The sequence below is a fragment of the Asanoa sp. NPDC049573 genome, assembly GCF_040676615.1.
Taxonomy (GTDB): domain Bacteria; phylum Actinomycetota; class Actinomycetes; order Mycobacteriales; family Micromonosporaceae; genus Asanoa.
In genome coordinates this window covers 646,674-668,691 of the sequence record NZ_JBFAPI010000001.1, presented here as the reverse complement: position 1 = coordinate 668,691, position 22,018 = coordinate 646,674, and the positions used below count along the sequence as shown (strand labels likewise).

The 22,018-nt window shown below is 72.4% G+C and carries 21 protein-coding genes; 6 read left to right on the top strand and 15 right to left on the bottom strand.

Features of this window, described 5'->3' with window-relative positions; all coding sequences use genetic code 11:
• Nucleotides 1–37: 37 nt before the first annotated feature.
• The 5 genes from AB0J74_RS03075 to AB0J74_RS03055 form a co-directional block, all read right to left on the bottom strand.
• A complete protein-coding gene (locus AB0J74_RS03075; protein WP_363443676.1) occupies nt 38–1,933 on the bottom strand; it encodes a primary-amine oxidase in 1,896 nt (631 codons plus the stop codon).
• A gap of 101 nt (nt 1,934–2,034) precedes the next feature.
• On the bottom strand, nt 2,035–4,128 hold the full coding sequence (locus tag AB0J74_RS03070; protein ID WP_363443673.1) for a xanthine dehydrogenase family protein molybdopterin-binding subunit: 2,094 nt from the start codon (nt 4,126–4,128) through the stop codon (nt 2,035–2,037).
• Nucleotides 4,125–5,105 (bottom strand): xanthine dehydrogenase family protein subunit M, encoded by a 981-nt coding sequence (locus AB0J74_RS03065; protein WP_363443670.1) that lies wholly within the window; start codon nt 5,103–5,105, stop codon nt 4,125–4,127. Before AB0J74_RS03065 ends, AB0J74_RS03070 begins: the two co-directional genes overlap by 4 nt.
• Nucleotides 5,106–5,107: 2 nt before the next feature.
• Entirely contained in the window at nt 5,108–5,584 is a 477-nt protein-coding gene (locus AB0J74_RS03060) for a 2Fe-2S iron-sulfur cluster-binding protein (protein WP_363444086.1), read from the bottom strand.
• A gap of 49 nt (nt 5,585–5,633) precedes the next feature.
• Nucleotides 5,634–6,107 (bottom strand): hypothetical protein, encoded by a 474-nt coding sequence (locus AB0J74_RS03055; RefSeq protein WP_363443667.1) that lies wholly within the window; start codon nt 6,105–6,107, stop codon nt 5,634–5,636.
• Between the two features lie 229 nt (nt 6,108–6,336).
• Between AB0J74_RS03055 and AB0J74_RS03050 the strand changes: the two genes are divergently transcribed.
• Nucleotides 6,337–7,035 (top strand): phosphatase PAP2 family protein, encoded by a 699-nt coding sequence (locus AB0J74_RS03050; protein ID WP_363443664.1) that lies wholly within the window; start codon nt 6,337–6,339, stop codon nt 7,033–7,035.
• Here the strand turns inward: AB0J74_RS03050 and AB0J74_RS03045 are convergent.
• A complete protein-coding gene (locus AB0J74_RS03045) occupies nt 6,941–7,624 on the bottom strand; it encodes a CGNR zinc finger domain-containing protein (protein ID WP_363443661.1) in 684 nt (227 codons plus the stop codon). The genes AB0J74_RS03050 and AB0J74_RS03045 overlap by 95 nt on opposite strands.
• Before the next feature lie 53 nt (nt 7,625–7,677).
• Between AB0J74_RS03045 and AB0J74_RS03040 the strand changes: the two genes are divergently transcribed.
• Together AB0J74_RS03040 and AB0J74_RS03035 are read left to right on the top strand one after the other, a co-directional pair.
• Nucleotides 7,678–8,910, top strand: a complete 1,233-nt coding sequence (locus AB0J74_RS03040) for an MFS transporter (RefSeq protein ID WP_363443658.1) — start codon at nt 7,678–7,680, stop codon at nt 8,908–8,910.
• A gap of 2 nt (nt 8,911–8,912) precedes the next feature.
• Complete coding sequence (locus AB0J74_RS03035; protein ID WP_363443655.1) at nt 8,913–9,839, top strand: 5'-3' exonuclease; 927 nt, start codon at nt 8,913–8,915, stop codon at nt 9,837–9,839.
• 128 nt (nt 9,840–9,967) lie between these two features.
• Here the strand turns inward: AB0J74_RS03035 and AB0J74_RS03030 are convergent, their stop codons facing one another.
• Nucleotides 9,968–12,733: a DEAD/DEAH box helicase gene (locus tag AB0J74_RS03030; RefSeq protein WP_363443652.1), complete on the bottom strand. Its 2,766-nt coding sequence runs from the start codon at nt 12,731–12,733 to the stop codon at nt 9,968–9,970.
• Between the two features lie 91 nt (nt 12,734–12,824).
• Here AB0J74_RS03030 and AB0J74_RS03025 point away from each other — a divergent pair, with 91 nt between their 5' ends.
• On the top strand, nt 12,825–13,577 hold the full coding sequence (locus AB0J74_RS03025; protein ID WP_363444083.1) for an HAD family hydrolase: 753 nt from the start codon (nt 12,825–12,827) through the stop codon (nt 13,575–13,577).
• Here AB0J74_RS03025 and AB0J74_RS03020 read toward each other — a convergent pair.
• The 6 genes from AB0J74_RS03020 to AB0J74_RS02995 form a co-directional block, all read right to left on the bottom strand.
• Entirely contained in the window at nt 13,564–14,481 is a 918-nt protein-coding gene (locus AB0J74_RS03020; protein ID WP_363443649.1) for a diacylglycerol kinase family protein, read from the bottom strand. The two genes, AB0J74_RS03025 and AB0J74_RS03020, sit on opposite strands and share 14 nt — an antisense overlap.
• Before the next feature lie 44 nt (nt 14,482–14,525).
• Nucleotides 14,526–15,398, bottom strand: a complete 873-nt coding sequence (tatC, locus tag AB0J74_RS03015; RefSeq protein WP_363444081.1) for a twin-arginine translocase subunit TatC — start codon at nt 15,396–15,398, stop codon at nt 14,526–14,528.
• An 85-nt stretch (nt 15,399–15,483) separates the two neighbouring features.
• Nucleotides 15,484–15,756 carry a Sec-independent protein translocase subunit TatA gene (gene tatA, locus AB0J74_RS03010; protein ID WP_363443646.1) on the bottom strand — a complete coding sequence of 91 codons (273 nt, stop codon included), beginning with the start codon at nt 15,754–15,756 and terminating at the stop codon, nt 15,484–15,486.
• 136 nt (nt 15,757–15,892) lie between these two features.
• Nucleotides 15,893–16,144, bottom strand: a complete 252-nt coding sequence (locus AB0J74_RS03005) for a hypothetical protein (protein WP_363443643.1) — start codon at nt 16,142–16,144, stop codon at nt 15,893–15,895.
• A gap of 10 nt (nt 16,145–16,154) precedes the next feature.
• Entirely contained in the window at nt 16,155–17,153 is a 999-nt protein-coding gene (locus tag AB0J74_RS03000; RefSeq protein WP_363443640.1) for a YafY family protein, read from the bottom strand.
• The gene (locus tag AB0J74_RS02995; protein WP_363443638.1) at nt 17,150–18,136 is read right to left on the bottom strand and encodes a WYL domain-containing protein; all 987 of its coding nucleotides are present in this window, start codon (nt 18,134–18,136) and stop codon (nt 17,150–17,152) included. The genes AB0J74_RS03000 and AB0J74_RS02995 overlap by 4 nt, the downstream gene beginning before the upstream one ends.
• Nucleotides 18,137–18,285: 149 nt before the next feature.
• Here AB0J74_RS02995 and AB0J74_RS02990 point away from each other — a divergent pair, with 149 nt between their 5' ends.
• Both AB0J74_RS02990 and AB0J74_RS02985 read left to right on the top strand, forming a co-directional pair.
• Nucleotides 18,286–19,239 (top strand): cation diffusion facilitator family transporter, encoded by a 954-nt coding sequence (locus tag AB0J74_RS02990; RefSeq protein WP_363444078.1) that lies wholly within the window; start codon nt 18,286–18,288, stop codon nt 19,237–19,239.
• An 11-nt stretch (nt 19,240–19,250) separates the two neighbouring features.
• Nucleotides 19,251–20,375, top strand: a complete 1,125-nt coding sequence (locus tag AB0J74_RS02985) for a DUF3866 family protein (protein WP_363443636.1) — start codon at nt 19,251–19,253, stop codon at nt 20,373–20,375.
• Here AB0J74_RS02985 and AB0J74_RS02980 read toward each other — a convergent pair.
• Both AB0J74_RS02980 and pafA read right to left on the bottom strand, forming a co-directional pair.
• The gene (locus AB0J74_RS02980; protein ID WP_363444075.1) at nt 20,322–20,501 is read right to left on the bottom strand and encodes a hypothetical protein; all 180 of its coding nucleotides are present in this window, start codon (nt 20,499–20,501) and stop codon (nt 20,322–20,324) included. The two genes, AB0J74_RS02985 and AB0J74_RS02980, sit on opposite strands and share 54 nt — an antisense overlap.
• A gap of 91 nt (nt 20,502–20,592) precedes the next feature.
• Nucleotides 20,593–21,951: a Pup--protein ligase gene (pafA, locus tag AB0J74_RS02975; RefSeq protein WP_363443634.1), complete on the bottom strand. Its 1,359-nt coding sequence runs from the start codon at nt 21,949–21,951 to the stop codon at nt 20,593–20,595.
• Nucleotides 21,952–22,018: the final 67 nt, after the last annotated feature.

The following is a 22,018-nucleotide window of genomic DNA, read 5'->3' as shown; positions in this document are numbered from 1 at the left end:
GGTACGACCACTCAGCGGTCGTACCCCCGAAATGGTGTTAATGGCAGTGTTTAGCCGTTGTCGCCGGAACGTCCAGTGTGGGGTTGCGATCGAAGAATCCGGCGGGCCGCAACGCGAATCCGCAACGGTCCACCGGCATCACGGGCCAGTCTTCGACCCGCGGGAAATGCGTGCTGCCGAATGTGTGCCAGACCACGATGTCTTCGCCGTCGATCGACTCGTCGTCGGCGACGAACGCGGGCAGCCCGGCACCACCGGGGTGCTGGTTGACGTAGTTGCCGGCCGGGTAGCGCTCGTCGGCGTCATAGCGGGTGACCCACAGGTGCTTGGTGGCGAACGCCGCGCGGCGGGCGATCGACGAGGTCTCGTCGGCCAGCAACGCCGGTTGCCCCTCAGGACGCAGGACGTAGGCCACCGGCTGCCCGAGCCGGTTGGTCTTCGCGGGGTTGGAGATCCGCCAGACCCGGCCGACGCTGTTGTCGGCGTCGCGGGCACCCTCGGACTCCCGGGTCAGCCGGGTCGCGGTGCGGGTGAAGGCGTTGCCGTAGGGGTTGGTCTCCCCGACCGGCACCCGACGCACGTCGAGTTCGTCGACCGCGTTGCCGACGCCGTCGAGCATCATGTCGAGCCGGGCGCTGAACAGGTGCTGGTGGTAGGGCGCCCCGAGGCCGGGCGCGATCTCGGTCGCGTACTCGGCACCCTCGGCGTAGGACGAGGTGAACACCACGCCGGTCGCCTTGACCTCCATCTCGACGGTGCCGTCGAGGTAGAGGTACCAGAAGAAGCCGTAGTCGTAGTTGCCGACGGTGGCCCAGTAGGAGATGACCAGCCGGCGCTGCCGCCTGGTCTCGGCCGCCTCGGTGAACAGGTCGGAGTGCTTCCAGAGCACGCCGAAGTCTTCCTCGTGCAGGCAGATCGCGTTGCTGACCTCGCGCGGGTTGCCGTCGCCGTCGGCCAGCACGGCGTCGAAGTAGCGGATCTCGCCGAGGCAGTCGCAGCCCAGCACCAGTGAGTTGGCCTGCTGACCGAGCAGGTACTCCCCGGCGTCGAAGTAGTTCTGCCAGAACCGCACGGGGCTGGGGTCGGCGTAGGGCACCACCATCTCGGCGATCGAGGCGCGGTAGACCAGCGGGCGGTCCTGGATGGAGAGCTGGTGCAGCACCAGGCCCTCGCGCGGGTCGAAGCCGATCCGGAACTTCCAGCCCTCCCAGGTCACCTCGTCGCCGTCGACCTGGAAGCTCGGGCCGTCGGGCTGGGTGATCTCCAGCGGCTTGAGGGTCTCCCGGGCCGGGCCGGTGAAGGCCGGGTCGTCGTAGTTGCCCTCCTCCTGCGGCACGGGCAGCAGCGCGTGGTCGATCAGCCGCACGACCTTCTTCTCGATCAGGTCGACGTAGGCGACCACGCCGTCGATCGGGTGGGCCCAGCAGTGGTCCTCGGGACGGTTGGCGACGAACGAGAGCACCCGCAGCAGGCGCCGGCCGCGCTCGCCCTCGAGCTCGTAGTCACCCGCCGAGAGTGGACACGGGCGTACGAGGTCGAAGTCGGTGATGCCGCGGCGTTCGATGGCCGCGCGCCACTCGGGATCGGCCTTGACGATCTCGTCGACCGCGATGAACTCGTCGAGCAGGATCGGCGGCTGGCCGTCGACGGCCGGGTCGATCTCGTCGACCTCGTCGATCTCGTCGCGGGTCACCGACGCGACCACGGAGCGGACCTGGCCGGTCGCGACGTCGAGCAGCAGCGCGCGGACCCGGCGGTCGATGGGATCACCGGCCCGCCAGGCGAGCACCGCGGGCTTGGTGGGCTCTTCGAGCGCGAGCAGGGCGAACCGGGTGGTAGGAGTGAGCAGATCGTGCTTCTGGAACAGCGTTCGGGCGGAGTCGATCTCGGCGGCGCTGAGCCGCGCGAGGGGATGACCGGCCGGTGCCGACATCGGATCACCTCGTCGAAAAGGGGGGTACGGCCGATCGACAAGCTAATCTCATGTCTGAGTGACTGTCCACGTACGGCAGAGTGAGATTGATCAGCGTTCGGTCAGAGTGCGGCGCGCGCCGGGTTGATCGGCAGCTCACGCTGGCGCACGCCGGTCGCGTGCCACATCGCGTTGGCGATCGCCGCGGGCACACCCACGATGCCGATCTCACCGAGACCCTTGACGCCGGCGGGGTTGAGCTCGTCGTCGGGGTCGTCGACGAACGCGACGTCGAGGTCCCGCACGTCGGCGTTGGTGGCCACGTGATAGTCGGCCAGGTTGTGGTTGAGGAAGTCGCCCGTGCCGGCGTCCATCATGGATTCTTCCAGCAGGGCGCAGGACAGGCCCATGGTCATCCCGCCGACCAGCTGTGACCGGGCGGTGAGTGGGTTGACCACCCGGCCGACGGCGTATACGCCGGTCAACCGCGGCACCCGCACCTCGCCGGTCGCGACGTCGACGGCCACCTCGGCGAAGTGCGCGCCGAACGCGTAGCGGGCCACGTCGCGGCGGGCGCCCACCGCCTCGGTCGAGTCGAACGTGCTGGTCAGCCCGTCCGGCGGGATGGGTTCGCCGGACGCGAGCCGGCGGGCCAGGTCGTGGCAGGCGGTCATCACCGGCCAGCTCCACGACGCGGTTCCCATCGAGCCGCCGGCGACCTGGGCCAGGCCGAAGTCGCTGTCGCCGACCAGCAGCCGCACCTGGTCGACCGGCACCTCGAGGGCGTCCGCGGCGAGCTGGGTCAGGGCGGTGCGGGCCCCGGTGCCGATGTCGGCGGCACCGACCCGGACGACATAGCCACCGTCGCGCAGGGCGGTCGCGTGTGCGACGGTCGGCGCGGTCCGGGCCGGGTAGTGCGCGCCGGCCACCCCGGTCCCCCGCCACCAGCGACCGTCGCGGCGCGCGGCCGGGCGGGGGTCGCGGCCGGCCCAGCCGAACCGCCGGGCACCCTCGCGCAGGCAGTCGGCCAGCCGCCGGCTGCTGAACGGCAGGCCGGACTCCGGTTCGGTTCCGGTGTCGTTGCGCAGCCGCAGTTCGACCGGGTCGACGCCGCACGCTTCGGCCAGCTCGTCCATCGCGGACTCCAGCCCGAACGAGCCGGGTGCCTCCCCCGGCGCCCGCATCCAGCGCGGCGTCGGCACGTCCAGCGCCACCACCCGGTGGCTGGTGCGCAGGTTGCCGGACGCGTACATGGCCCGGGAGTAGCTGGCCGACTGCTCGGTGAACTCCAGCAGCGTCGAGGTCTGCGACGCGGCCCGGTGTTCCAGCGCGACCAGCCGGCCGTCGGCGTCGGCACCGAGCCGGACCCGCTGCGCGGTGGGCGTGCGGTAGCCGGTGAGCGCAAAGAGTTGCGGCCGGGTCAGGGTGACCCGCACCGGGCGGCCGACCAGGGTCGCGGCCATCACCGCGAGCACCACGTCCGGCCGCGGCAGGCCCTTGTTGCCGAAGCCGCCGCCGACGTGCTCCGAGACCACGTGGACGGTGCCAGGGTCGAAGCCGAACAGCCGGGTCAGCGTCCGCGCCGTGCCGAACGCGTGCTGCGTCGAGGTGAAGACGGTGACCCGGCGTTCGGCCCAGGCGGCGGTGGAGGAATGGGGTTCCATCGCGTTGTTGTGCTGCGCCGGTGTGCGGTATTCACCGTCGACCAACACCGCGGCGCCGGCCAGGGCCGCGTCCACGTCGCCCTTGTCGGTCACCGTCGGGAGGCGCGGGTTGACGTGGTCCGGCTCGTAGAGCCCCGGATGGTCCGGGCGGAACAGCACGTCGTGCGGCTCCTCGAAATAGTCGACCCGGATCCGTTCGGCGGCCTCGCGGGCCCGCTCCGGCGTGTCGGCGATGACCAGCGCGACCGGCGCGCCGTGGTGGGGCACCCGGTCGTTCTGGAACAGGAACAGCGTTCCCTCGCCGATGTCGGCCAGCCGGGGCGCGTTCTCGCGGTGCAGTACCGCGAGCACACCCGGCATGGCGAGCGCCGCGCCCACGTCGAGGGCCCGGACCCGGCCGCGGGCAACGGTTGCCGGCACCACCCACCCGTGGACCAGACCGGGCAGCGCGATGTCGCCGGCGTAGCGGGCGTGCCCGGTCACCTTGTCGAGACCCTCGATCCGGGTCAGCGGGTGCCCGACGGCCGGCGCGGTCTGCCAGGTGCGGGTCATCTTCCGGCCAGTTCGGTGAGGACCGCGACGATCAGGTTGCGCATCAGCGGCACCTTGTAGGCGTTGTCGCGCAGCGGGCGGGCCGCGTCGAGTTCCGCCTCGGCGGCCGCCTCGAACGCGGCGGGGGTGGCCGGGCCGCCGTGCACCGACCGCTCCGCCACCCGGGCCCGCCAGGGGTGTGAGGCCACCGCGCCGAGAGCGATCCGCACCTCGCCGACCCGGCCGGCGTCGACGGCCAGCAGCGCGGCGACCGAGCCGACCGCGAACGCGTACGACGCCCGCTCCCTGACCTTGCGGTAACCGGACCGGCCGGCGACCGGTGGCGGCAGCAGGACGCCGGTGATCAGGGCGCCGTCGCTGACGGTGAGTTCCCGGTCGGGTCGGTCGCCGACCGGGCGGTAGAAGTCGTCGAGCGGCACCTCGCGCGGCCCGGCCAGGTCCTGGACCAGCACCCGGGCGTCCAGCGCGGCCAGGGCGACCGCCAGGTCCGACGGATGGGTCGCGACACAGTGGTCGGAGGCGCCGAGGATGGCGTGGTTGTGATGCAGGCCCTCGACGGCCGGGCAGCCGGAGCCGGGCAACCGCTTGTTGCACGGTTTGCTCGGGTCGGTGAAATAGCCGCAGCGGGTGCGCTGCACCAGGTTGCCGCCGGTGGTCGCCACGTTGCGCAACTGGCCCGACGCGCCCGCCAGCACCGCCTCGCTGAGCATCGGATAGCGGTGCCGGACCAGCGGGTGCGCGGCCAGGTCGCTGTTGCGCACCTGGGCGCCGATCAGCAGGCCGCCGGCCTCGTCCTCGGTGACCTCGTCGAGCGGCAGGCCGGTGACGTCGACCAGCAGGTCGGGGCGCTCGACGCCGAGCTTCATCAGGTCGACCAGGTTCGTGCCGCCCCCGAGGTAGCGGGCGCCCGGGTTGTCGGCGACCAGCGCGACGGCGCTGTCGACGTCGTGGGCCCGGGTGTAGGCGAACTCCCGCACCGTCAGTCGCCCCCCGCGACCTCGCGGATCGCCGCGACGATGTTGGCGTACGCGCCGCACCGGCAGATGTTGCCGGCCATCCGCTCGCGGATCTCCGCGTCGTCGAGGTGCCCGACGCCGTCGCTGACCGCGCTGGGCCAGCCTGCCGCGAGCTCGTCGAGCATGCCGATCGCCGAGCAGATCTGGCCCGGGGTGCAGTAGCCGCACTGGAACGCGTCGTGCGCGATGAACGCCGCCTGCATCGGGTGCGGTTCGTCGTCGGCCAGCCCCTCCACCGTGGTCACCTCGCGGCCGTCGACGGCGACGGCCAGCAGCAGGCAGGAGTTGACGCGGCGGCCGTCGAGCAGCACCGTGCACGCGCCGCACTGGCCGTGGTCGCAGCCCTTCTTGGTGCCGGTCCGGTCGAGCCGGTCGCGGAGCAGGTCGAGCAGCGTGGTGCGGTTGTCGACCGCGAGCACCGCCGGCGCCCCGTTGACCATGAGGCGCACGGTGGTGCCGAGCTGCGGAACAGTCATGACATGTCTGACGCTAGCTCAATGGCAAGCACCTGTTCCGCTGTCCGCAAAGGTCTTGCCCGCCTGGGGCACGAACTGCCAGTCGTACGAGTTGGTGTGCAAGGTGAACGTGAGGACGCCGAACGTGTCGCTGTTGCGGGCCTGGCTGTTGGGCTGGATCGTGCCGAAGCCGTAGTGGTCGGCGCCGCGCGTGGTTGGCGCCGGAGGTGAACAGCGGGTGGTGCCAGTAGGCCAGCGTGCACGGCCGGGCGTTGGCGGCCAGATCGTTGCGCAACCAGGTCACCTGGGCCGCGGTCGCGGTCATGCTGATGTTGGAGTTGAGCGAGACGATGTGCCAGTTGCCGATGTTGTAGGAGTAGTAGCCCTGCCCGGACGGGCCGGCCTGCGAGCCGAAGTAGCCGTAGTAACCGCTGGCGCCCGAGGTGTTGTAGTCGTGGTTGCCCGGTGCCGGGCGGGTCCGCGACTTGAAGGCGCCCCAGGCCGGCATCTCGTGTTGGTGTCCATGGTGGACACGGACGGGCCGCGCACCGTGTCGCCGGGTGAGTGCGTCCGCGCGTACGCCGCCGGCGGCACCGGGGTCTGCCTGCGACAGGCGACGCCGTGGGCGCGACGACCAACGCCGACGGCAGCGGCGCACCCGCGCTGCTGGTACCCGGCGCGGAGTCGCCCGCCGCGTTAGGCGTGGCGGGCGGCGCGAGCGGGTAAGGACACCTGCCATGCGTCACGTTCTGCTGCGATTGCTGCTCCCCCTCGTCGCGCTCTACGCGCTGATGGTCGCGTTCGGCCTGTTCGTGACCAAGGTCGCCGACAACTGGTGGCCGCTGACCGTGGAAGACAAGGCCAACGAGTCGCTCGAGGCGGCCCGATCCGGCCCACTGACCGCGGCGTCGCAGGTGTTCAGCACGATCGCCGACACCTGGTCGGTGATTGCCGTCTGCACGCTGGCCGTGCTGATCCTGCTGGTCACCCGCCGCCCGTGGCGCGAGCCCATCTTCCTCGCCTCGGCGGTCGCGGCACAGGCCCTGGTCTTCCTGTGCACGACGCTGGCGATCGACCGGCACCGCCCGGAGGTCGCGCACATGGACGCCTCGCCGCCCACGTCGAGCTTCCCGTCGGGCCACACGTCGGCCGCGGCCACGCTCTATTGCGGGCTGGCGCTGCTCTTCGCGCTGCGGGCGACCGACCGGCGTTGGGAGACGCTGGTCTGGACCGTCTTCGTGCTGATCCCGGTCGGTGTCGCGCTGACCCGCCTCTACCGCGGCATGCACCACCCGACCGACGTGCTCGCGTCGTTCTTCAACGCGGCCGCCTGCCTGACCATCATGTATCACGGCGTGCTCCGCTGGCGCGGCGCTCCGCCGCCCCGCCCGGAGCAGGAGCGCCCGGCCGTCGCGCTGTCCCGCCACCACTCCTGACGGCCCGCCGGCGCTCGGTGAGCCGCCGGGCCTTGGCCCGGGCGCCGCAGTCGGCCATCGCGCACCAGCGCCGCGAGTGGTTGCGGCTGTGGTCGAGGAACAACCAGCCACAGCCGCCTTCGGCCAGCGGGCACTCGCTCAGGGCCGCGCGGTCGAGGGTGGTCAGCAGGTCGGCGGCCGCGAGCACCAGGCGGTCGGTGATCAGCGTGGCGTCGCCGCGGGCCACGACCTCGACCGGCGCTTTCGCGGGCACGAGCTCGGCCCGGCCCAGCGCGTCGCGCCACCAACCCAGCAGCGGGTCGGCGCTCGCGCCGCGGCGGAGCACGCCGTAGACCATCTCGCGGAGGTCGCGGACGGCGTCCAGGGCTCGATCGCCTTTGCCCGGGTCCGCCGACCACGCCGCGCCCACCCGGGCGGCCTCCGCGGCGTCGACGACGCCGGCCCGCCCGGCCCAGACCAACAGATTGTGCGGCGAGACCAGGTGGTCTCGCTCGGGCGGCTCTTCGCCGCGCGGCTCCACTGTGTTGACCAGGTCCAGCACCGGGTGACCGGCGACCAGCGGCAGATCGGTGATGCCTTCTGCGACCATGTTCGATATGCTACCACCGTTCGAGTCTACGGTGGCGACGCATAGGAGGAACGATGGCACCGCAGCTCTCCCCCGCCCGTGCCACGGCCGCCCTGGTCGCACTCTCCCTGGCCGCGTTCGCCTACGTGACCACCGAGCTGGTGCCGATCGGCCTGCTCACGCTCATCGCGCCCGACCTGGGCCGGTCCAGATCCGCGGTCGGGCTGCTGGTCACCGGCTACGCGTTCGTCGTGGTCGTCGCCTCGCTGCCGTTGACCTACCTGACCAAGCGGGTCCCCCGCCGCCGCCTGCTGACCGCGACGTTCGCGATCTTCGTCCTGGCCACCGCCCTGGCGGCGCTGGCACACAGCTACTGGGTGCTGGCCGGAGCCCGGCTCGCGGCCGCGGCCACCCAGGCGATGTTCTGGTCGGTGGTCGGGTCCACTGTGACCGGTCTGTTCCCGGCCGAGGTCCGGGGGCGCATCGTGGCCCGCTTCTCCGTCGGCCCCGCGCTGGCGCCGGTGCTCGGCGTGCCGCTGGCCACCTGGATCGGCCAGCAGGCGGGCTGGCGCACCGCGTTCGCCGTGCTGGCCGCGGTCGGCCTGGTCACCGGCGCGGTGGTCACCACGCTGCTCCCCTCGTTCCCCCCGGCCGACGGCGGCGCCGCCCGGGGCACCACGCCGGACGCGGCGCGCTACCGCACGCTGCTGGTGATCACCGCCGTCGGCATCACCGGATTCTTCACCGCCCAGACCTACATCACGCCGTTCCTGCTCGACGTCAGCGGCTTCGCATCGGCCGCGCTGTCGGTGCTGCTTTTGGTCTCCGGCGTCGCCGGCGTGTTCGGCACGATGCTCGTCGGCCGGTTCATCGACAGCCGGCCGGTGGTCGCGATGGCGACGCCGCTCACGCTGGTCGGCAGCAGCCTCCTGCTGTTGTACGCCTTCGGCCCGGTCAAGCCGGTCACGGTGGTGCTGCTGGCGCTCGCCGGCCTCGCGTTCAGCGCGCTGGCGGCCGCGGTGCAGGGCCGCACGCTGCAGTTGGCGCCCGGCAACACCGACCTGGCCTCGGCCGGCGTCGGTTCGGCCTTCAACGCCGGCATCGCCAGCGGCTCCCTGCTCGGTGGCACCCTGCTCCCGGCGGCCGGCACCCGGCCGCTGCCGCTGGTCGGCGGCCTGCTGGTGCTGACCGCCCTGGCGGTCGCCCTGCTCGACGCCCACCAGGCCCGCCGCCGCACACTCCCGCCGGTGGCCGCACCGCGCGCGGAGGTCGTCGCGGAGGTGATCGGTGGGCATGGCAGGCTGTGACGATGACACGACGACCACTGCTGCTCGTTGACGCGCCGAGCCTCTACTTCCGGGCCTTTTTCGGCATCCCGGAGTCGGCGGCCCGCGCGCCCGACGGCAGCGCGGTCAACGCGGTCCGTGGCTTCCTCGACATGGTCGCCCAGCTCATCCGCACCCGCCGCCCCGACCGCCTGGTCTGCGCCCTCGACTATGACTGGCGCCCGGCGTGGCGGGTCAAGCTGATCCCGTCCTACAAGGCCCATCGCCTGGCGCCCGGCGGTGGCCCGTCAACGGAGGTCGTGCCGGAGAGCCTGGAGGCCCAGGTCCCGCTGATCCTGGAGGTGCTGGCCGCGGTGGGCATCCCGGCGATCGGCGCGAAGAACTACGAGGCCGACGACGTGCTCGGCACGCTGGCCACGACCCAGCCCGGCCCGGTCGAGGTGGCCTCCGGCGACCGCGACCTGTTCCAGCTCATCGACGACGACAAGCCGGTCCGCCTGCTCTACTGCGGACGCGGCGTCGGCAAGCTCGAAGACTGCGACAACGCGGCGGTCCAGGCGAAATACGGCGTCCCGGCGGCCGGCTACGCCGACTTCGCGGCGCTGCGCGGCGACCCGAGCGACGGCCTGCCGGGCGTATCCGGCGTGGGCGAGAAGACGGCCGCCCGCCTGGTCTCCCGCTACGGCACGCTCGACGCGATGCTGACGGCGCTGGACGACCCGAAGGCCGGCTTCGCACCGGGCCTGCGCGGCAAACTCGACGCCGCAAGGGATTACCTGGCGGTCGCACCGACGGTGGTCAAGGTGGCCCGCGACGTGGCGCTGCCCGACCTCGACCCCGCCCTGCCGCCCGCACCGGCGGACGGCGACGAACTCCTGGCCCTGGCCGAGAAATGGAACCTGGCCGGCCCCTGCCGCCGCCTGGTCGACGCCATCAGCAACGCCGGCTGACGCCATTCACCAGCCGCACGCCAGCAGGCAAGTGGGTCCGCTGGCCCCCACATGCTTTGGCATGTACCAACATGCGAAAACATGTGCCCGAACAGAGAGAATGCCCAGGCGGCCCAGCCGGGGCGTTCCTAGGCGTTGATGTAGGCGAGCACGCCCCGGTTGATAGCGCCGATGGCCTGCCGCGCGGTCGAGCGCACCGTCGTGGACGCGCCGCCCGCATCGGCGATCTGCCCCAGCAGGTCGACAACCTGCCGCGCCCACCGGACGAAGTCACCGGCGGGCATATCCCCGTCGAGGTTGTGGCCGCTGGCCAACACCTTGGCCAACGCCTCACCCCGGGCCCACCGCACGATCGGCCAGACGAACCCGAGGTCGGGCTCCCGCGTGCGGTCGACCCCGTTGGCGGCCTCGTCGGCTTCGATCTCGACCCACGTCTTCATGGTCTCGTCGATCGCCTCGGTGATCGGCCCGCGCGGCACCGACGCCCGCTCGTCGCCTTCCCGCCGCGCCTCGTAGAGCACGACGGACACCGCCCCGGCCAGTTCGTCGGGCGTCAGCGCGTCCCACACCCCACGCCGCAGGCATTCCGCGACAAGCAGGTCGGCCTCGGACCAGATGCGGGAGAGCATCCGCCCGTTCTCGGTGACCTCGCCGTTCTCGCTGAGATAACCCCGGGCCGTCAGCAGCGCGCACACCCGGTCGAACGTCCGGGCCAGCGACCCGGTCCGCGACGACACCCGCTTGCGCAGTTCTTCCGTGTCCAGCAGCAGCCGACGCCGCCGCTCCGCCCAGCGGGCGTGCTCCTCCCGGTCAGGGCAGGCATGGCACGGATGCTTGCGCAGCTTGTCGCGCAATTCGACCAGGTGCGCGTCCTCACCGGTGCCGCGGGACCGGCGGCCCCGCCGGCTGTGCCGGTCGAGCCCCGTCCCGGTGATGTCGGCGGCCAGATCCCGCCGCGCCGACGGGTTGCGGTGGTTGAAGTGCTTGGGCACCCGGATCCGGGCCAGCACCTCGGCCGGCGTCGTGAAGTCGGCCGACGTCACCCGCCCGGCCCACCGGTCCTGGGTGAGCACCAGCGGCCGCGGGTCGCCGAACCCGCCCGTGCCCGGGTCGAGCACCACGGCCAGCCCGGCGCGCCGCCCCGACGGCACCCGGATCACGTCGCCGATCCGCAGGCGCTCCAGCGCCGACACCGCCTGGGCGCGGCGCTGGGTCTGGCCCTGCCGGGCCAGCGCCCGCTCGCGCTCGCCGATCTGCATCCGCAGGTCGAAGTATTCGTCGAAGTCGCCGTGGCTGCAGGTGACCTCTTCGCCGTACTGGGCGATGGTCTCCTCGTTGCGCTGCACCTGCTTGGCCAGCCCGACCACCGACCGGTCGGCCTGGAACTGCGCGAACGACGCCTCCAGCAGTGACCGGGCGCGCTCGGCGCCGACGGTGCCGACCAGGTTGACGGCCATGTTGTAGGAGGGCCGGAAGCTGGACCGCAGCGGGTAGGTGCGCGTCGACGCGAGGCCGGCCACGTGTCGCGGGTCGACCTCCGGCGTCCAGACCACGACCGCGTGGCCCTCGATGTCGATGCCGCGTCGGCCGGCGCGGCCGGTCAGCTGGGTGTATTCGCCCGGCGTGAGGTCGACGTGTGCCTCGCCGTTGAACTTGACCAGCCGCTCGAGCACCACGCAACGGGCCGGCATGTTGATGCCCAGCGCCAGCGTCTCGGTCGCGAACACGGCCTTGACCAGGCCGCGGACGAAGAGTTCCTCGACGACCTCTTTGAAGGCCGGCAGCATGCCGGCGTGGTGTGCGGCCAGGCCGCGCTCCAGGCCGTCGAGCCACTCCCAGTAGCCCAGCACCGACAGGTCTTCGCCGGGGATCGCGGTGATCCGCTCCTCGGCGATGCGGCGGATCTCGAGCCGCTCGTCGGGGCTGGTCAGTCGCAGCCCGGCGGCCAGGCACTGCTGGACGGCGGCGTCGCAGCCGGCCCGGCTGAAGATGAACATGATCGCCGGCAGCAGGTTCTCCCGGTCGAGCCGCTCGACCACCTCGGCCCGCAGCGGACCCTTCCAGCGCGGCGACCGGCCGCCCCGGCTGCCTCCGAACGTGTCGCGGCCCATCTCGAGCCGGCGCAGCATCTCGCGCGAGTAGCGCAGCAACTCGGGATGCACGTCGTGCTTGCGGGCCGCGGCCGCGTCGTGGAACAGGTCGAACATCCGGCGGCCGACCAGCATGTGCTGCCAGAGCGGGACCGGCCGGTGCTCGCTGACCACCACGTCGGTGTGGCCGCGGACGGTGACCAGCCAGTCGGCGAACTCCTCGGCGTTGGAGACGGTGGCCGAGAGTGAGACCAATGTCACCGAAGCCGGCAGATGGATGATCACTTCTTCCCACACGGCGCCGCGGAAGCGGTCGGCCAGGTAGTGCACCTCGTCCATCACGACATAGGCCAGGCCGGTGAGGGTGGTGGAGCCCGCGTACAACATGTTGCGGAGCACCTCGGTGGTCATCACCACCACGGGCGCGTCGCCGTTGATCGCGTTGTCGCCGGTCAGCAGGCCGACGTTCGCCGCGCCGTGCCGCTCGACCAGGTCGTGGTATTTCTGGTTGGACAGCGCCTTGATCGGCGTGGTGTAGAAGCACTTCTTGGGCGGCGTGTCCGGTTCGCCGCTCCCCTTGGCCAGGGCCAGGTGCACGGCGAACTCGCCGACGACGGTCTTGCCGGCGCCGGTCGGGGCGCACACCAGCACACCGCTGCCGCGCTCCAGGGCCTCGCAGGCTTCCCGCTGGAAGTCGTCGAGGTCGAAGCCGAGACCGAGGGCGAATTCTTCGAGGGCCGGGAAGGCGCTGGCCCTGGCGGCCCGGCGGCGCGCGGCGGAGTAGCGCTCGGCAGGGCTCGACATGTATCCAAGATTACGGCGTGCACGCCGCGCCGACGCGGTAGGCCGTGCGGGACCCGCCAGGTAGGTCGTAGGTAAGGTCCACGGCGTGCCATTGCCAGAACATGTGGAGCCGCCCAGTCCACGTGCGCCCGACGGTCCGGCCCACCCGGGTCGCTACCCCGTGGAGGCGGTGCTCTTCGACTTCCACGGCACGCTGGCCCAGGTGGAGGACCCGGTCGCGTGGGTCGCCGCCGCCGCCGTGGCCTGCGGTGCCACCCTCGACCGGGGCAAGGCCACGGTGCTGGCCGACCGCCTGGTCACCGCCGGCCGGGCCGGTGGGCCGTTGCCGCACCGGGTGCCGGTGCACCTGGCCGAGGTGTGGGCCGACCGGGATCTCTACCCGCACGCCCACCGGGCCGCCTACGTGGGCCTGGCGGAGACGGTCAGCACCGACATCGAGGGTCTGGCCGACGCGCTCTACGACCGGTTGCTCGGCGCCGACGGCTGGCTTCCCTACGCCGACACCGCCGAGTCGCTGAAGGCGCTGCGGGCCAGCGGGGTGCCGGTGGCCGTGGTCAGCAACATCGGATTCGACATCCGCCCGCACTTCGAGGCATGGGGGCTGGCCGATCTCGTCGACGCGTTCGTGCTCTCCTACGAGGTGGGCCGCTGCAAGCCCGACCCGGCGATCTTCCTGCGGGCCTGCGGCGCGCTCGGCGTCGACCCGGAGCGGGCGCTGATGGTGGGCGACACCCCGGCCGACGCGGGTGCCGTGCGCGCCGGGCTGGCCGCCCTGGTGCTCCCGGCCGGCGACCCCGGCGCGGTCAACGGCCTGGCCGCCGCGGTCGCCCTCACCCGGTCGTAGCCCGCAACACCCGCAGCGCCGCCGGTACGCACTCCACCCGCACCGGCAGGGCCGCGACGCGCTCGCCGTCGGCGTACCCGATGATGCCCTCGGCCTCGATCTCGACGCGGGCGGCGCGGTAGGTGCTGACGGCGGGATGGGTCACGTGGGTGCCCGCGTAGATCCGCGGCTTGACCCGCACCAGCGTGGCGCGACTGATCGGCCCGGCCACGGTGAGGTCGAGCAGGCCGTCGGCCGGGTCGGCGTCGGGGCTGATCCGCATGCCGCCGCCGTAGCTGCCGGCGTTGGCCAGGGCGACCAGCACCGCGTCGAGCTCGTTGACCACGCCGTCGAGGGTGATCCGGTAGTGCCGTGCCCGCAGCCTGGCCAGTTCCACCATGATCGCGAGGTCGTAGCGGACCGGGCCGCGCGGCCAGCGCATCCGGTTGCCGCGCTCGTTGACGGCCGCGTCGAAGCCGGCGGCGAGCACACCGCCGAACCAGCGGGTCGTGCCGTCGCCGGCCGTGAGCCGGGCCAGGTCGACGTCGACTCCGCCGCCCTCCTTCTGGACGGCCGCGACGATCTTCGAGAGGGCGGCAAGCGGTTCGGCGGTGAAGCCGGTCGCGACGGCGAAGTCGTTGCCGGTGCCGGCCGGCACGATGCCGAGCGGCACGCCGGAGCCGGCGAGCGCCTGCAACGCCAGGTGGACGGTGCCGTCGCCGCCGACCGCCACGAGCGCGCCGGCGCCTCCCGCGACCGCCGCCTGACACGCGGCGCGCGCCTCATCCGGGGTGCGGGCGTCGAGCAGGTCGACGGGCCGGCCGGTGCCGCGCAACCGGTCGAGCACGACGGGCAGCAGCCCCCGGTGCCGGCCGCGTCCCGCGGTGGGGTTGGCCAGCACCGACAGCGCCCCATCGATCTTCACGGCGGCACCCTACACGCAGGTGGGGCGCCTGTGGATCATCCAGATCAGGTGATGTCGTCGTCGAAGCGGCGGTCGATCGGGAGCGGCGCCGCCACCGGGGCGATCGGCTCGATCGGTGCGCCCGCGGCGACCGGCTCACGGTCGTCTTCGAGCTGCGAGATCTCGTCGTCGTCGAGGTCGGCGTAGATCTCCTTGCCCCGCCCGCGCCGCCGGTCGTTGACGAACGCGATGGCGACCGCACCGAAGTAGAGCGCGCTCAGGCAGGCGCCGAGCGCGGTCATGCCGAACGGGTCGGGCGTCGGCGTCACGACGGCGGAGAACAGGAAGAACACGAAGACCGCGACCCGCCACCAGCCGAGCAGCCGCTTCGCGCTGGCCACGCCGACGAAGTTGAGCATCAGCACGATGAGCGGGAACTCGAACGCCACGCCGAAGATGAGCAGCATGTTGGTGACGAACGAGATGTAGCGGGTGACCTCGAGCTGGGTCTCCACGCCGGTGACACCGGACTGCAGCAGGAAGTGCAGGCCCTTGGAGACCACGAAGTAGGCCAGCACGGCGCCCGCGGCGAACAGCGGCGCCGCCAGCGCGACGAAGAAGTAGGCGTATTTGCGCTCGTGGCGGTGCAGCCCGGGCGCGATGAACGCCCAGAGCTGGTAGAGCCACACCGGCGACGCGACGATCAGGCCGATCCACAGCGACAGCTTGAGCTTGAGCAGGAAGCCGTCGGCCGCACCGAGCTGGAGGAACTTGACGTCTTCGCAGCGGATTTCCGGGAACTGCGCGCAGTAGGGCTGCTTGAGGATGCCGAAGACGAAGTCTGCGAGCAGATAGCCGATGACGAGGCCGACCAGCAGCGCGACCGACGCCTTGAACAGCCGGTTGCGCAGCTCGCGGATGTGCTCGATGAGCGTCATCGAGCCGTCGGACGCCCGCTGGAAGTCGGTCGGCCCCTTGCGGCGCAGGGAGATGGCGGCCATGACCGGAGGAGGTCTTCCCTCGTCAGATCACGTCGCGCGAGCGCTGCACCGGGTCGACGACCGGCGGCGGCGAGGCCTGCACGGGGGGAAGCGGCTGGCGACCGGCCTGCGCGTCGGCCTTCTCGGCGAGGTCGTCGTCGCTCTTGCCGTCGTCGACCAGGCCCTTCGTCTCCGCCTTGATGATGCGCAGGGAACGGCCGAGAGAGCGGGCCGCGTCAGGAAGCCGCTTCGCGCCGAAGAGCAGAACCAGCAGAACCACGAGTACGGCGATATGCCACGGCCTGACGGCGCCCATGGTGACTCCAAAGTCGATCAGCTAACGGGGTGACGAGCCCATCCTACGGGTGACACGCCCCGATGCCACTGCCCGGTGGACCTCAATAGCCGGTGAAGAGTGGTCGACTTCCGGGCCTACGCCGACAATTCGGGTCTTATGCGCGACCGCGGGCGGCCTTGATGACCGCGATGCGTTCCTGCGCGACCACGGTCTGTTGTCGCACCGACTCGGCCCGCTGCTGCAGTAGCGCCAGCTCGTCGCCGAGGGCCTGGGCCCGGATCTGCCGGTCTTCGAGGCGGCGCAGCGCGCGGGCCAGCTCGGGCAGGCGGGCGAGCACCGGGCGGGCGGCGAGGGCCAGAATCAGCAGGCCGAGCACCGCAGCGCCGATAACGATCCAGAGCACCACGGCCGACAGCTTAGAGCGTTTCGCCGACCGGTGCCGCGTACGCGTCGAGTGCCGCCGTGGCGGCGCCCCGCACCCGCTCGACCAGTTCCGGTGGGGACACGGCCGTCGCGTCGGGGCCGAGACCGAGCACGAAGCGCTGTGCCCAGGCCAGGTCGGTGACCCGCAGCGAGACCACCCACTCGTCGGGCTCGGCCGGGTCGGGGCGCACGTCTTCGCACGGGTAGTACTCGGTGATCCACCGGCCGCCGCGGCCGACCTTGAGGGTGACCAGCGGCAGCTCGGCGCCGGGCGTGAAGACGCCGTCGCTGACGTCATGCAGCTCGGCCGTGTGCGGCGGCGTGGCCGGCTCGTCGAGCTCGACCAGCGCGTCGATCCGGTCGGCCCGGAACAGCCGGACCGCCTCGACCCGGCGGCACCACGCCTCGACGTAGGCCCGGCCCTCGACCATCAGCAGCCGGATCGGGTCGATCACGCGCTCGGTGGTCTGGTCGCGGGTCTGCGCGTAGTAGGTGATCCGCAGGGCCCGGCCCCGCTCGACCGCGCCGCGCAGCGTGGCCAGCCGGTCGTCGCTGCCCGGCATCCGCACCGCGACCGGCGCGTCGGCCAGGTCGCCGGCGGCATTCTCGATCTTGGCGAGGGCCCGCTCGATCGCGTCGCGGTTGGCCATCCCCGGGGTCTCGGCCAGCATCCGCAGCGCGACCACCAGCGCGAGCGCCTCGTCGGGGGTCAACCGCAGCGGCCGGTCGATGCCGGCGTCGTAGGTGATCGTCACCCGGTCGCCGTCGAACGCCATGTCGATCAGGTCGCCCGGGCCGTAGCCGGGCAGGCCGCAGACCCAGAGCAGCTCCAGGTCTTCGCGCAGCTGCCGCTCGGTGACGCCCAGGTCGGCGGCGGCCTGGGCGACCTCGATGCCGGGCCGGGCGAGCAGGTAGGGCACCAGGTTGAGCAGCCGGCCGAGCCGGTCGGCACTGGGCCGCACCGCCCCGCCGCGCCCGAAGGGGACGGTCATGCGAGCACCGGGGTCTCGTGTCGGGCCGCCGTCTCCTTGAGCCGCTGGATCACCGCTTCACGCACCTCGGGCGGCTCGACCACCCGCACGTCGGGGCCGTAGCCGACGAGCTGGGTGGCGATGAAGTCGACGTCGGCGTAGCGCAGCACGACCGTGTCAACCTCGGCGCCGGGAATGGTCTCCTGCGCCCAGCGCCGCAGCCCCGCCGCCCGCCCCTTGCGGACCAGCACGGTGGTGCGGCCGGTGCGCTCGATCGGCCCGCTGAACCGGGCGACGTAGCTGATCAGGTCGAGGTCGCGGGGCGGCTGGTAGGCGCCCGGCCGGCCGGTGACCCGGACCGCGCCGACCACGCGGGAGAGCCGGAAGCAGCGTGGTGCGTCGCGGTCGAGGTCGTGCCCGACCACGTACCACCGGCCCCGCCAGCACACCACGCCCCACGGCTGGAGCCGGCGGCTGGTCGGGCCGTCCTGCTCGGGAACCCGGTAGTCGAACGCCACCGTGCGCCGGTCACGGGCCGCCGCGGTCAGCGGCGCGAACGTGGGGTCGACCCGGACGATGGGCTCGACGCCGAGGGTCGCCTGCGGGTCGACGTCGACGCCGGCGGCACGCAGCTTGGCCAACCCCGACGACGCCGCGGCGGCCAGGCCGGCGTGTTGCCAGAGCCGGCCGGCGATGCCCACGGCGGCGGCCTCGTCGGGCGCCAGCGGGATGTCGGGCAGCGCGTAGTCGCGCCGGGCGATGCGGTAGCCGGGCTCGGTGTCGAAGGCGCTCGCGGCGCCGGTTTCCAAGGGGACGCCCAGCTCGCGCAGCTCGGACTTGTCGCGCTCGAACTTGCGCTGGAAGGCCTCGTGGTCCTTGGGATCCTCGGGGTCGTGCTCGTAGCCGGGAACGGTCGCGGCGATCTGCGCGGCGGTGAGGAACCGTCGCGTGGACAGCAGGCAGATCACCAGGTTGACCAGGCGCTCGGTGCGGGTCCGCGACACTCCCAAGACGCTAGCAGTGTTGGTACGCGTGTGCGCACACCCGTGCGGGGCATAGCCTTGCGTTCGTGACCTCGGAGCACCCGGACCGGCCGTCAGACCTCGACGACGACGTGGATCTGGAGGGCGAGCCCGAGGTACGCCACGCCGCGATCCCCGACCAGGACGACGAGCCGCCGGAATCCGTGCTCACCGTGATCATCGCCGGCCTGGCCAACCTGGCCATCGCGGTCGCGAAGTTCGTCGCGGGATTGCTCACCGGGTCGGCGTCGCTGCTGTCCGAGGCGGCCCACTCGGTCGCCGACACCACCACCGAGGGGCTGCTCTACACGGCGTTGCGGCGCGGCGCGAAGGACCCCGACGACCGGCACCCGTTCGGCTACGGCAAGGAGAGCTACGTCTGGGCGTTCCTGGCCGCCCTGTTCACCTTCGTCGCCGGTGCCGGGTTCTCCATCTACCACGGCATCGAGACGATCCGGAACGGTGAAGACATCGGCGACTTCCTGGTCGGCTACATCGTGCTGATCGTCTCGGCGGTCCTGGAGGGCATCTCCTTCTTCCGGGCGCTGCGCCAGGTCCGCGGCGAGGCGACCCGCTGGCGCACCTCCCCGGCCCGGTTCCTGCGGGCGACCCCGGACACCGCCGTCAAGGCGGTCTTCCTGGAGGACAGCGCGGCCCTGGTCGGCCTCGCGCTGGCCGCCGCCGGGCTGGGCCTGACCGAGGCCACCGGGGACTCGGTGTGGGACGGCATCGCGTCGATCGGCATCGGCGTGCTGCTGCTGGTGGTCGCCTTCACGCTGTCGGTCGCCAACGTGTCGCTGCTGGTCGGCCAGTCGGTGCCGCGCCGGCTGCACCAGCGGCTGCGCCGCGAGCTGTCCGGCGTGCCCACCGTCGAACGGATCGACCAGTTGCTGACCATGCAACTCGGCCCCGACGACGTCCTGGTCGCCGCCAAGGTCGACTTCGACGACGCCGCCAGCGGCGCCGACATCGAGGCCGCCGCCGACGAGGCCGAACGGCGCCTGATCAGCGTCTACCCGTCGATCCGCTACGTGTTCCTCGACCCGACCCGGCGCCGCTCGGGACGCGACCGGCCCGACCGGTAGCCTTTCCTGCCATGGTCAGGTGGCGTTCGGGTGTGGTCGCGGAGGTGCGGCGGCGCTGGCGCGGCGCCGTGGAGCTGTCGGTCACCGTCGACGGCGTGGTCACCCGGGCGCTGGCCTACCCCGCCCTGGTCGGCGAGCCCGAGCCCGGCGACCGGGTGCTGCTCAACGTCAACGCCCAGCTGATGGGCCTGGGCACCGGCGGATACGCGCTGGTCGTGGCGCTGCCCGACCGGCTGCCACCCGACCCGCCGGGCACCGGCACCGACCGCGACGGCGGTCACGTGGTCAAGGCCCGCTACACGCCGCTGCAGGCGATCGTGCGGGGTGTCGAGGAACCGTCGTCGCCGCACCACGCCGCGATCGCGGCCGCCGGCACGCTCGGCGGCATGCCGGTGGTCACCGCCGACCTGCACTCGGCCCTGCCGGCGGTGGTCGCCGGCATCCACGCCGACCGGCCGGAGGCCCGGATCGCCTACGTGATGACCGACGGCGGCGCGCTGCCGGCCTGGTTCTCCCGCACCCTCGACGGCCTGCGCGACCGGCTGGCCGGCACCGTCACCGTCGGGCAGGCGTTCGGCGGCGACCTGGAGGCCGTCACCACCCATAGCGGGCTGCTCGCGGCCCGCTACGCGCTGGGCGCCGACATCGCGGTGGTCGCGCAGGGGCCGGGCAACCTCGGCGCGGGGCTGCCCTGGGCGTTCTCCGGTGTCGCGGTCGGCGAGGCGGTCAACGCGGCCGCCGCGCTCGGCGGCCGGGCGGTCGGCGCGCTGCGGATCTCGGCGGCCGACCCGCGGGAACGGCACCAGGGGATCTCCCATCACAGCCTGACCGCGTACGGGCGGGTCGCGCTCGCTCCTTGTGACCTGCCCCTGCCGGACGGCCTGGCGGCGCCGCTCGCCGACCGGGTCGCGGGCCAGATCGCCGACCTGTCGGTGCGGCACCGGATCGTCCGGGTGGCCACCGAGGGCCTCGACGCGGCGCTGCGGGCCTCACCCGTGCCGCTGTCGACAATGGGCCGCGGGCTCGACGCCGACTACGGCTATTTCCTCACGGCGGCCGCCGCCGGCCGGCACGCGGCGGTGCTATCCGTTGAGGAAGATCAGCAACAGCCAGCCGGCCAGCACCGCGACCAGTAGGACCGCCAGCACCCAGGTCGGGACCCGGTAGTCGCCGCGCCGGTTGCGCTCGATCTCCTCGATCACCTTCTGGCGCCGCTTCTGCAACCAGCCCTGCCTGATCACGTCGGGCCGCGTCTCGGGCATGGACAGACCGGACCGCCGGGCGGCCGTGGTGTCGGGCGCGTCGTCGCGCCGCTCGTGGACGGTCATGGTGCCCAGAGACTACCCGGACGCGTCACATGCTCGCGATCAGCCGCTCGACCCTTTCGTCGTAGGCCCGGAACGGGTCCTTGCACAGGACCGTGCGCTGCGCCTGGTCGTTGAGCTTGAGGTGCACCCAGTCGACGGTGAAGTCGCGCCGCTTCTCCTGGGCGTGCCGGATGAACTCGCCGCGCAATCGGGCCCGGGTGGTCTGCGGCGGGGTCTCCTTGGCCTCGAAGATCTCCAGGTCGGTGGCGACCCGGTCGACCTGGCCGCGCTTCTCCATCAGCCCGTAAAGCCCGCGGCCGCGCCGCAGGTCGTGGTAGGCGAGGTCCATCTGGGCGATCCGGGGGTGGGACAGGGGCAGGTCGAACTTGTCCTGGTAGCGCTCGATCAGCCGGAGCTTGGTCACCCAGTCGATCTCGCGCGACACCGGCTCCAGGTCGCCGGTCTCGATCGCCCGGAGCACCCGGCCCCAGAGCTCGACGACCCGCTTGGCGGTCTGGTCGCCGCCCCGGCGCTCGACGAACTCGGTCGCCTTGGCCAGGTATTCCTGCTGGATCTCGAGGCCGCTGATCTCCTTGTTGTTGGCGAGGCGGACCTTGCGGCGGCCGGTCACGTCGTGTGAGACCTCGCGGATCGCCCGGATCGGGTTTTCCAGCGACAGGTCGCGCATCACCACGCCGGCCTCGATCATCCGCAGCACGATGTCGGCCGTGCCGACCTTGAGCAGCGTGGTGACCTCGTTCATGTTGCTGTCGCCGACGATCACGTGCAGCCGGCGGTAGCGCTCGGCGTCGGCGTGCGGCTCGTCGCGGGTGTTGATGATCGGCCGGGAGCGGGTGGTCGCGGAGGAGACGCCCTCCCAGATGTGCTCGGCGCGCTGCGACAGGCAGTAGACCGCGCCGCGGGGGGTCTGCAGCACCTTGCCGGCGCCGCAGATGAGCTGCCGGGTGACCAGGAACGGGATGAGCACGTCGGCCAGCCGGCCGAACTCGCCGTGCCGGGAGACCAGGTAGTTCTCGTGGCAGCCGTAGGAGTTGCCGGCCGAGTCGGTGTTGTTCTTGAAGAGATAGATCTCGCCCGCGATGCCCTCGTCGTGCAGCCGCTTCTCCGCGTCGACCAGCAGCCCCTCGAGAATCCGCTCGCCGGCGCGGTCGTGTGCGACCAGGTCGGCCACCGAGTCGCACTCGGGCGTGGCGTATTCGGGGTGGGACCCGACATCGAGGTAGAGACGCGCGCCGTTGCGCAGGAACACGTTGCTCGATCGGCCCCACGACACCACCCGCCGGAACAGGTAGCGCGCCACCTCGTCCGGGGACAGGCGGCGCTGCCCGCGGTAGGTGCAGGTGACGCCGTACTCGGTCTCGAGCCCGAAGATTCGCCGCTCCATAGCAAGACACTAGCCGGCAAAACCCATCGGTGGTCAGTGCCGCGACGCCCGGTCATCTTCGCGATGG

Coding starts and splice junctions, on each gene's coding strand:
- AB0J74_RS03030 (WP_363443652.1), bottom strand. CDS start 12,733: ATGTCGAGCCCTGCCGAGCGCTACTCCGCCGCGCGCCGCCGGGCCGCC.
- AB0J74_RS03035 (WP_363443655.1), top strand. CDS start 8,913: ATGACACGACGACCACTGCTGCTCGTTGACGCGCCGAGCCTCTACTTC.
- AB0J74_RS03070 (WP_363443673.1), bottom strand. CDS start 4,128: ATGACCCGCACCTGGCAGACCGCGCCGGCCGTCGGGCACCCGCTGACC.
- AB0J74_RS03050 (WP_363443664.1), top strand. CDS start 6,337: ATGCGTCACGTTCTGCTGCGATTGCTGCTCCCCCTCGTCGCGCTCTAC.
- AB0J74_RS03075 (WP_363443676.1), bottom strand. CDS start 1,933: ATGTCGGCACCGGCCGGTCATCCCCTCGCGCGGCTCAGCGCCGCCGAG.
- AB0J74_RS03045 (WP_363443661.1), bottom strand. CDS start 7,624: ATGGTCGCAGAAGGCATCACCGATCTGCCGCTGGTCGCCGGTCACCCG.
- AB0J74_RS03055 (WP_363443667.1), bottom strand. CDS start 6,107: ATGCCGGCCTGGGGCGCCTTCAAGTCGCGGACCCGCCCGGCACCGGGC.
- AB0J74_RS02980 (WP_363444075.1), bottom strand. CDS start 20,501: ATGCCCGAGACGCGGCCCGACGTGATCAGGCAGGGCTGGTTGCAGAAG.
- AB0J74_RS03040 (WP_363443658.1), top strand. CDS start 7,678: ATGGCACCGCAGCTCTCCCCCGCCCGTGCCACGGCCGCCCTGGTCGCA.
- tatC (WP_363444081.1), bottom strand. CDS start 15,398: ATGACGCTCATCGAGCACATCCGCGAGCTGCGCAACCGGCTGTTCAAG.
- pafA (WP_363443634.1), bottom strand. CDS start 21,951: ATGGAGCGGCGAATCTTCGGGCTCGAGACCGAGTACGGCGTCACCTGC.
- AB0J74_RS03000 (WP_363443640.1), bottom strand. CDS start 17,153: ATGACCGTCCCCTTCGGGCGCGGCGGGGCGGTGCGGCCCAGTGCCGAC.
- AB0J74_RS03060 (WP_363444086.1), bottom strand. CDS start 5,584: ATGGTCAACGGGGCGCCGGCGGTGCTCGCGGTCGACAACCGCACCACG.
- tatA (WP_363443646.1), bottom strand. CDS start 15,756: ATGGGCGCCGTCAGGCCGTGGCATATCGCCGTACTCGTGGTTCTGCTG.
- AB0J74_RS02985 (WP_363443636.1), top strand. CDS start 19,251: ATGGTCAGGTGGCGTTCGGGTGTGGTCGCGGAGGTGCGGCGGCGCTGG.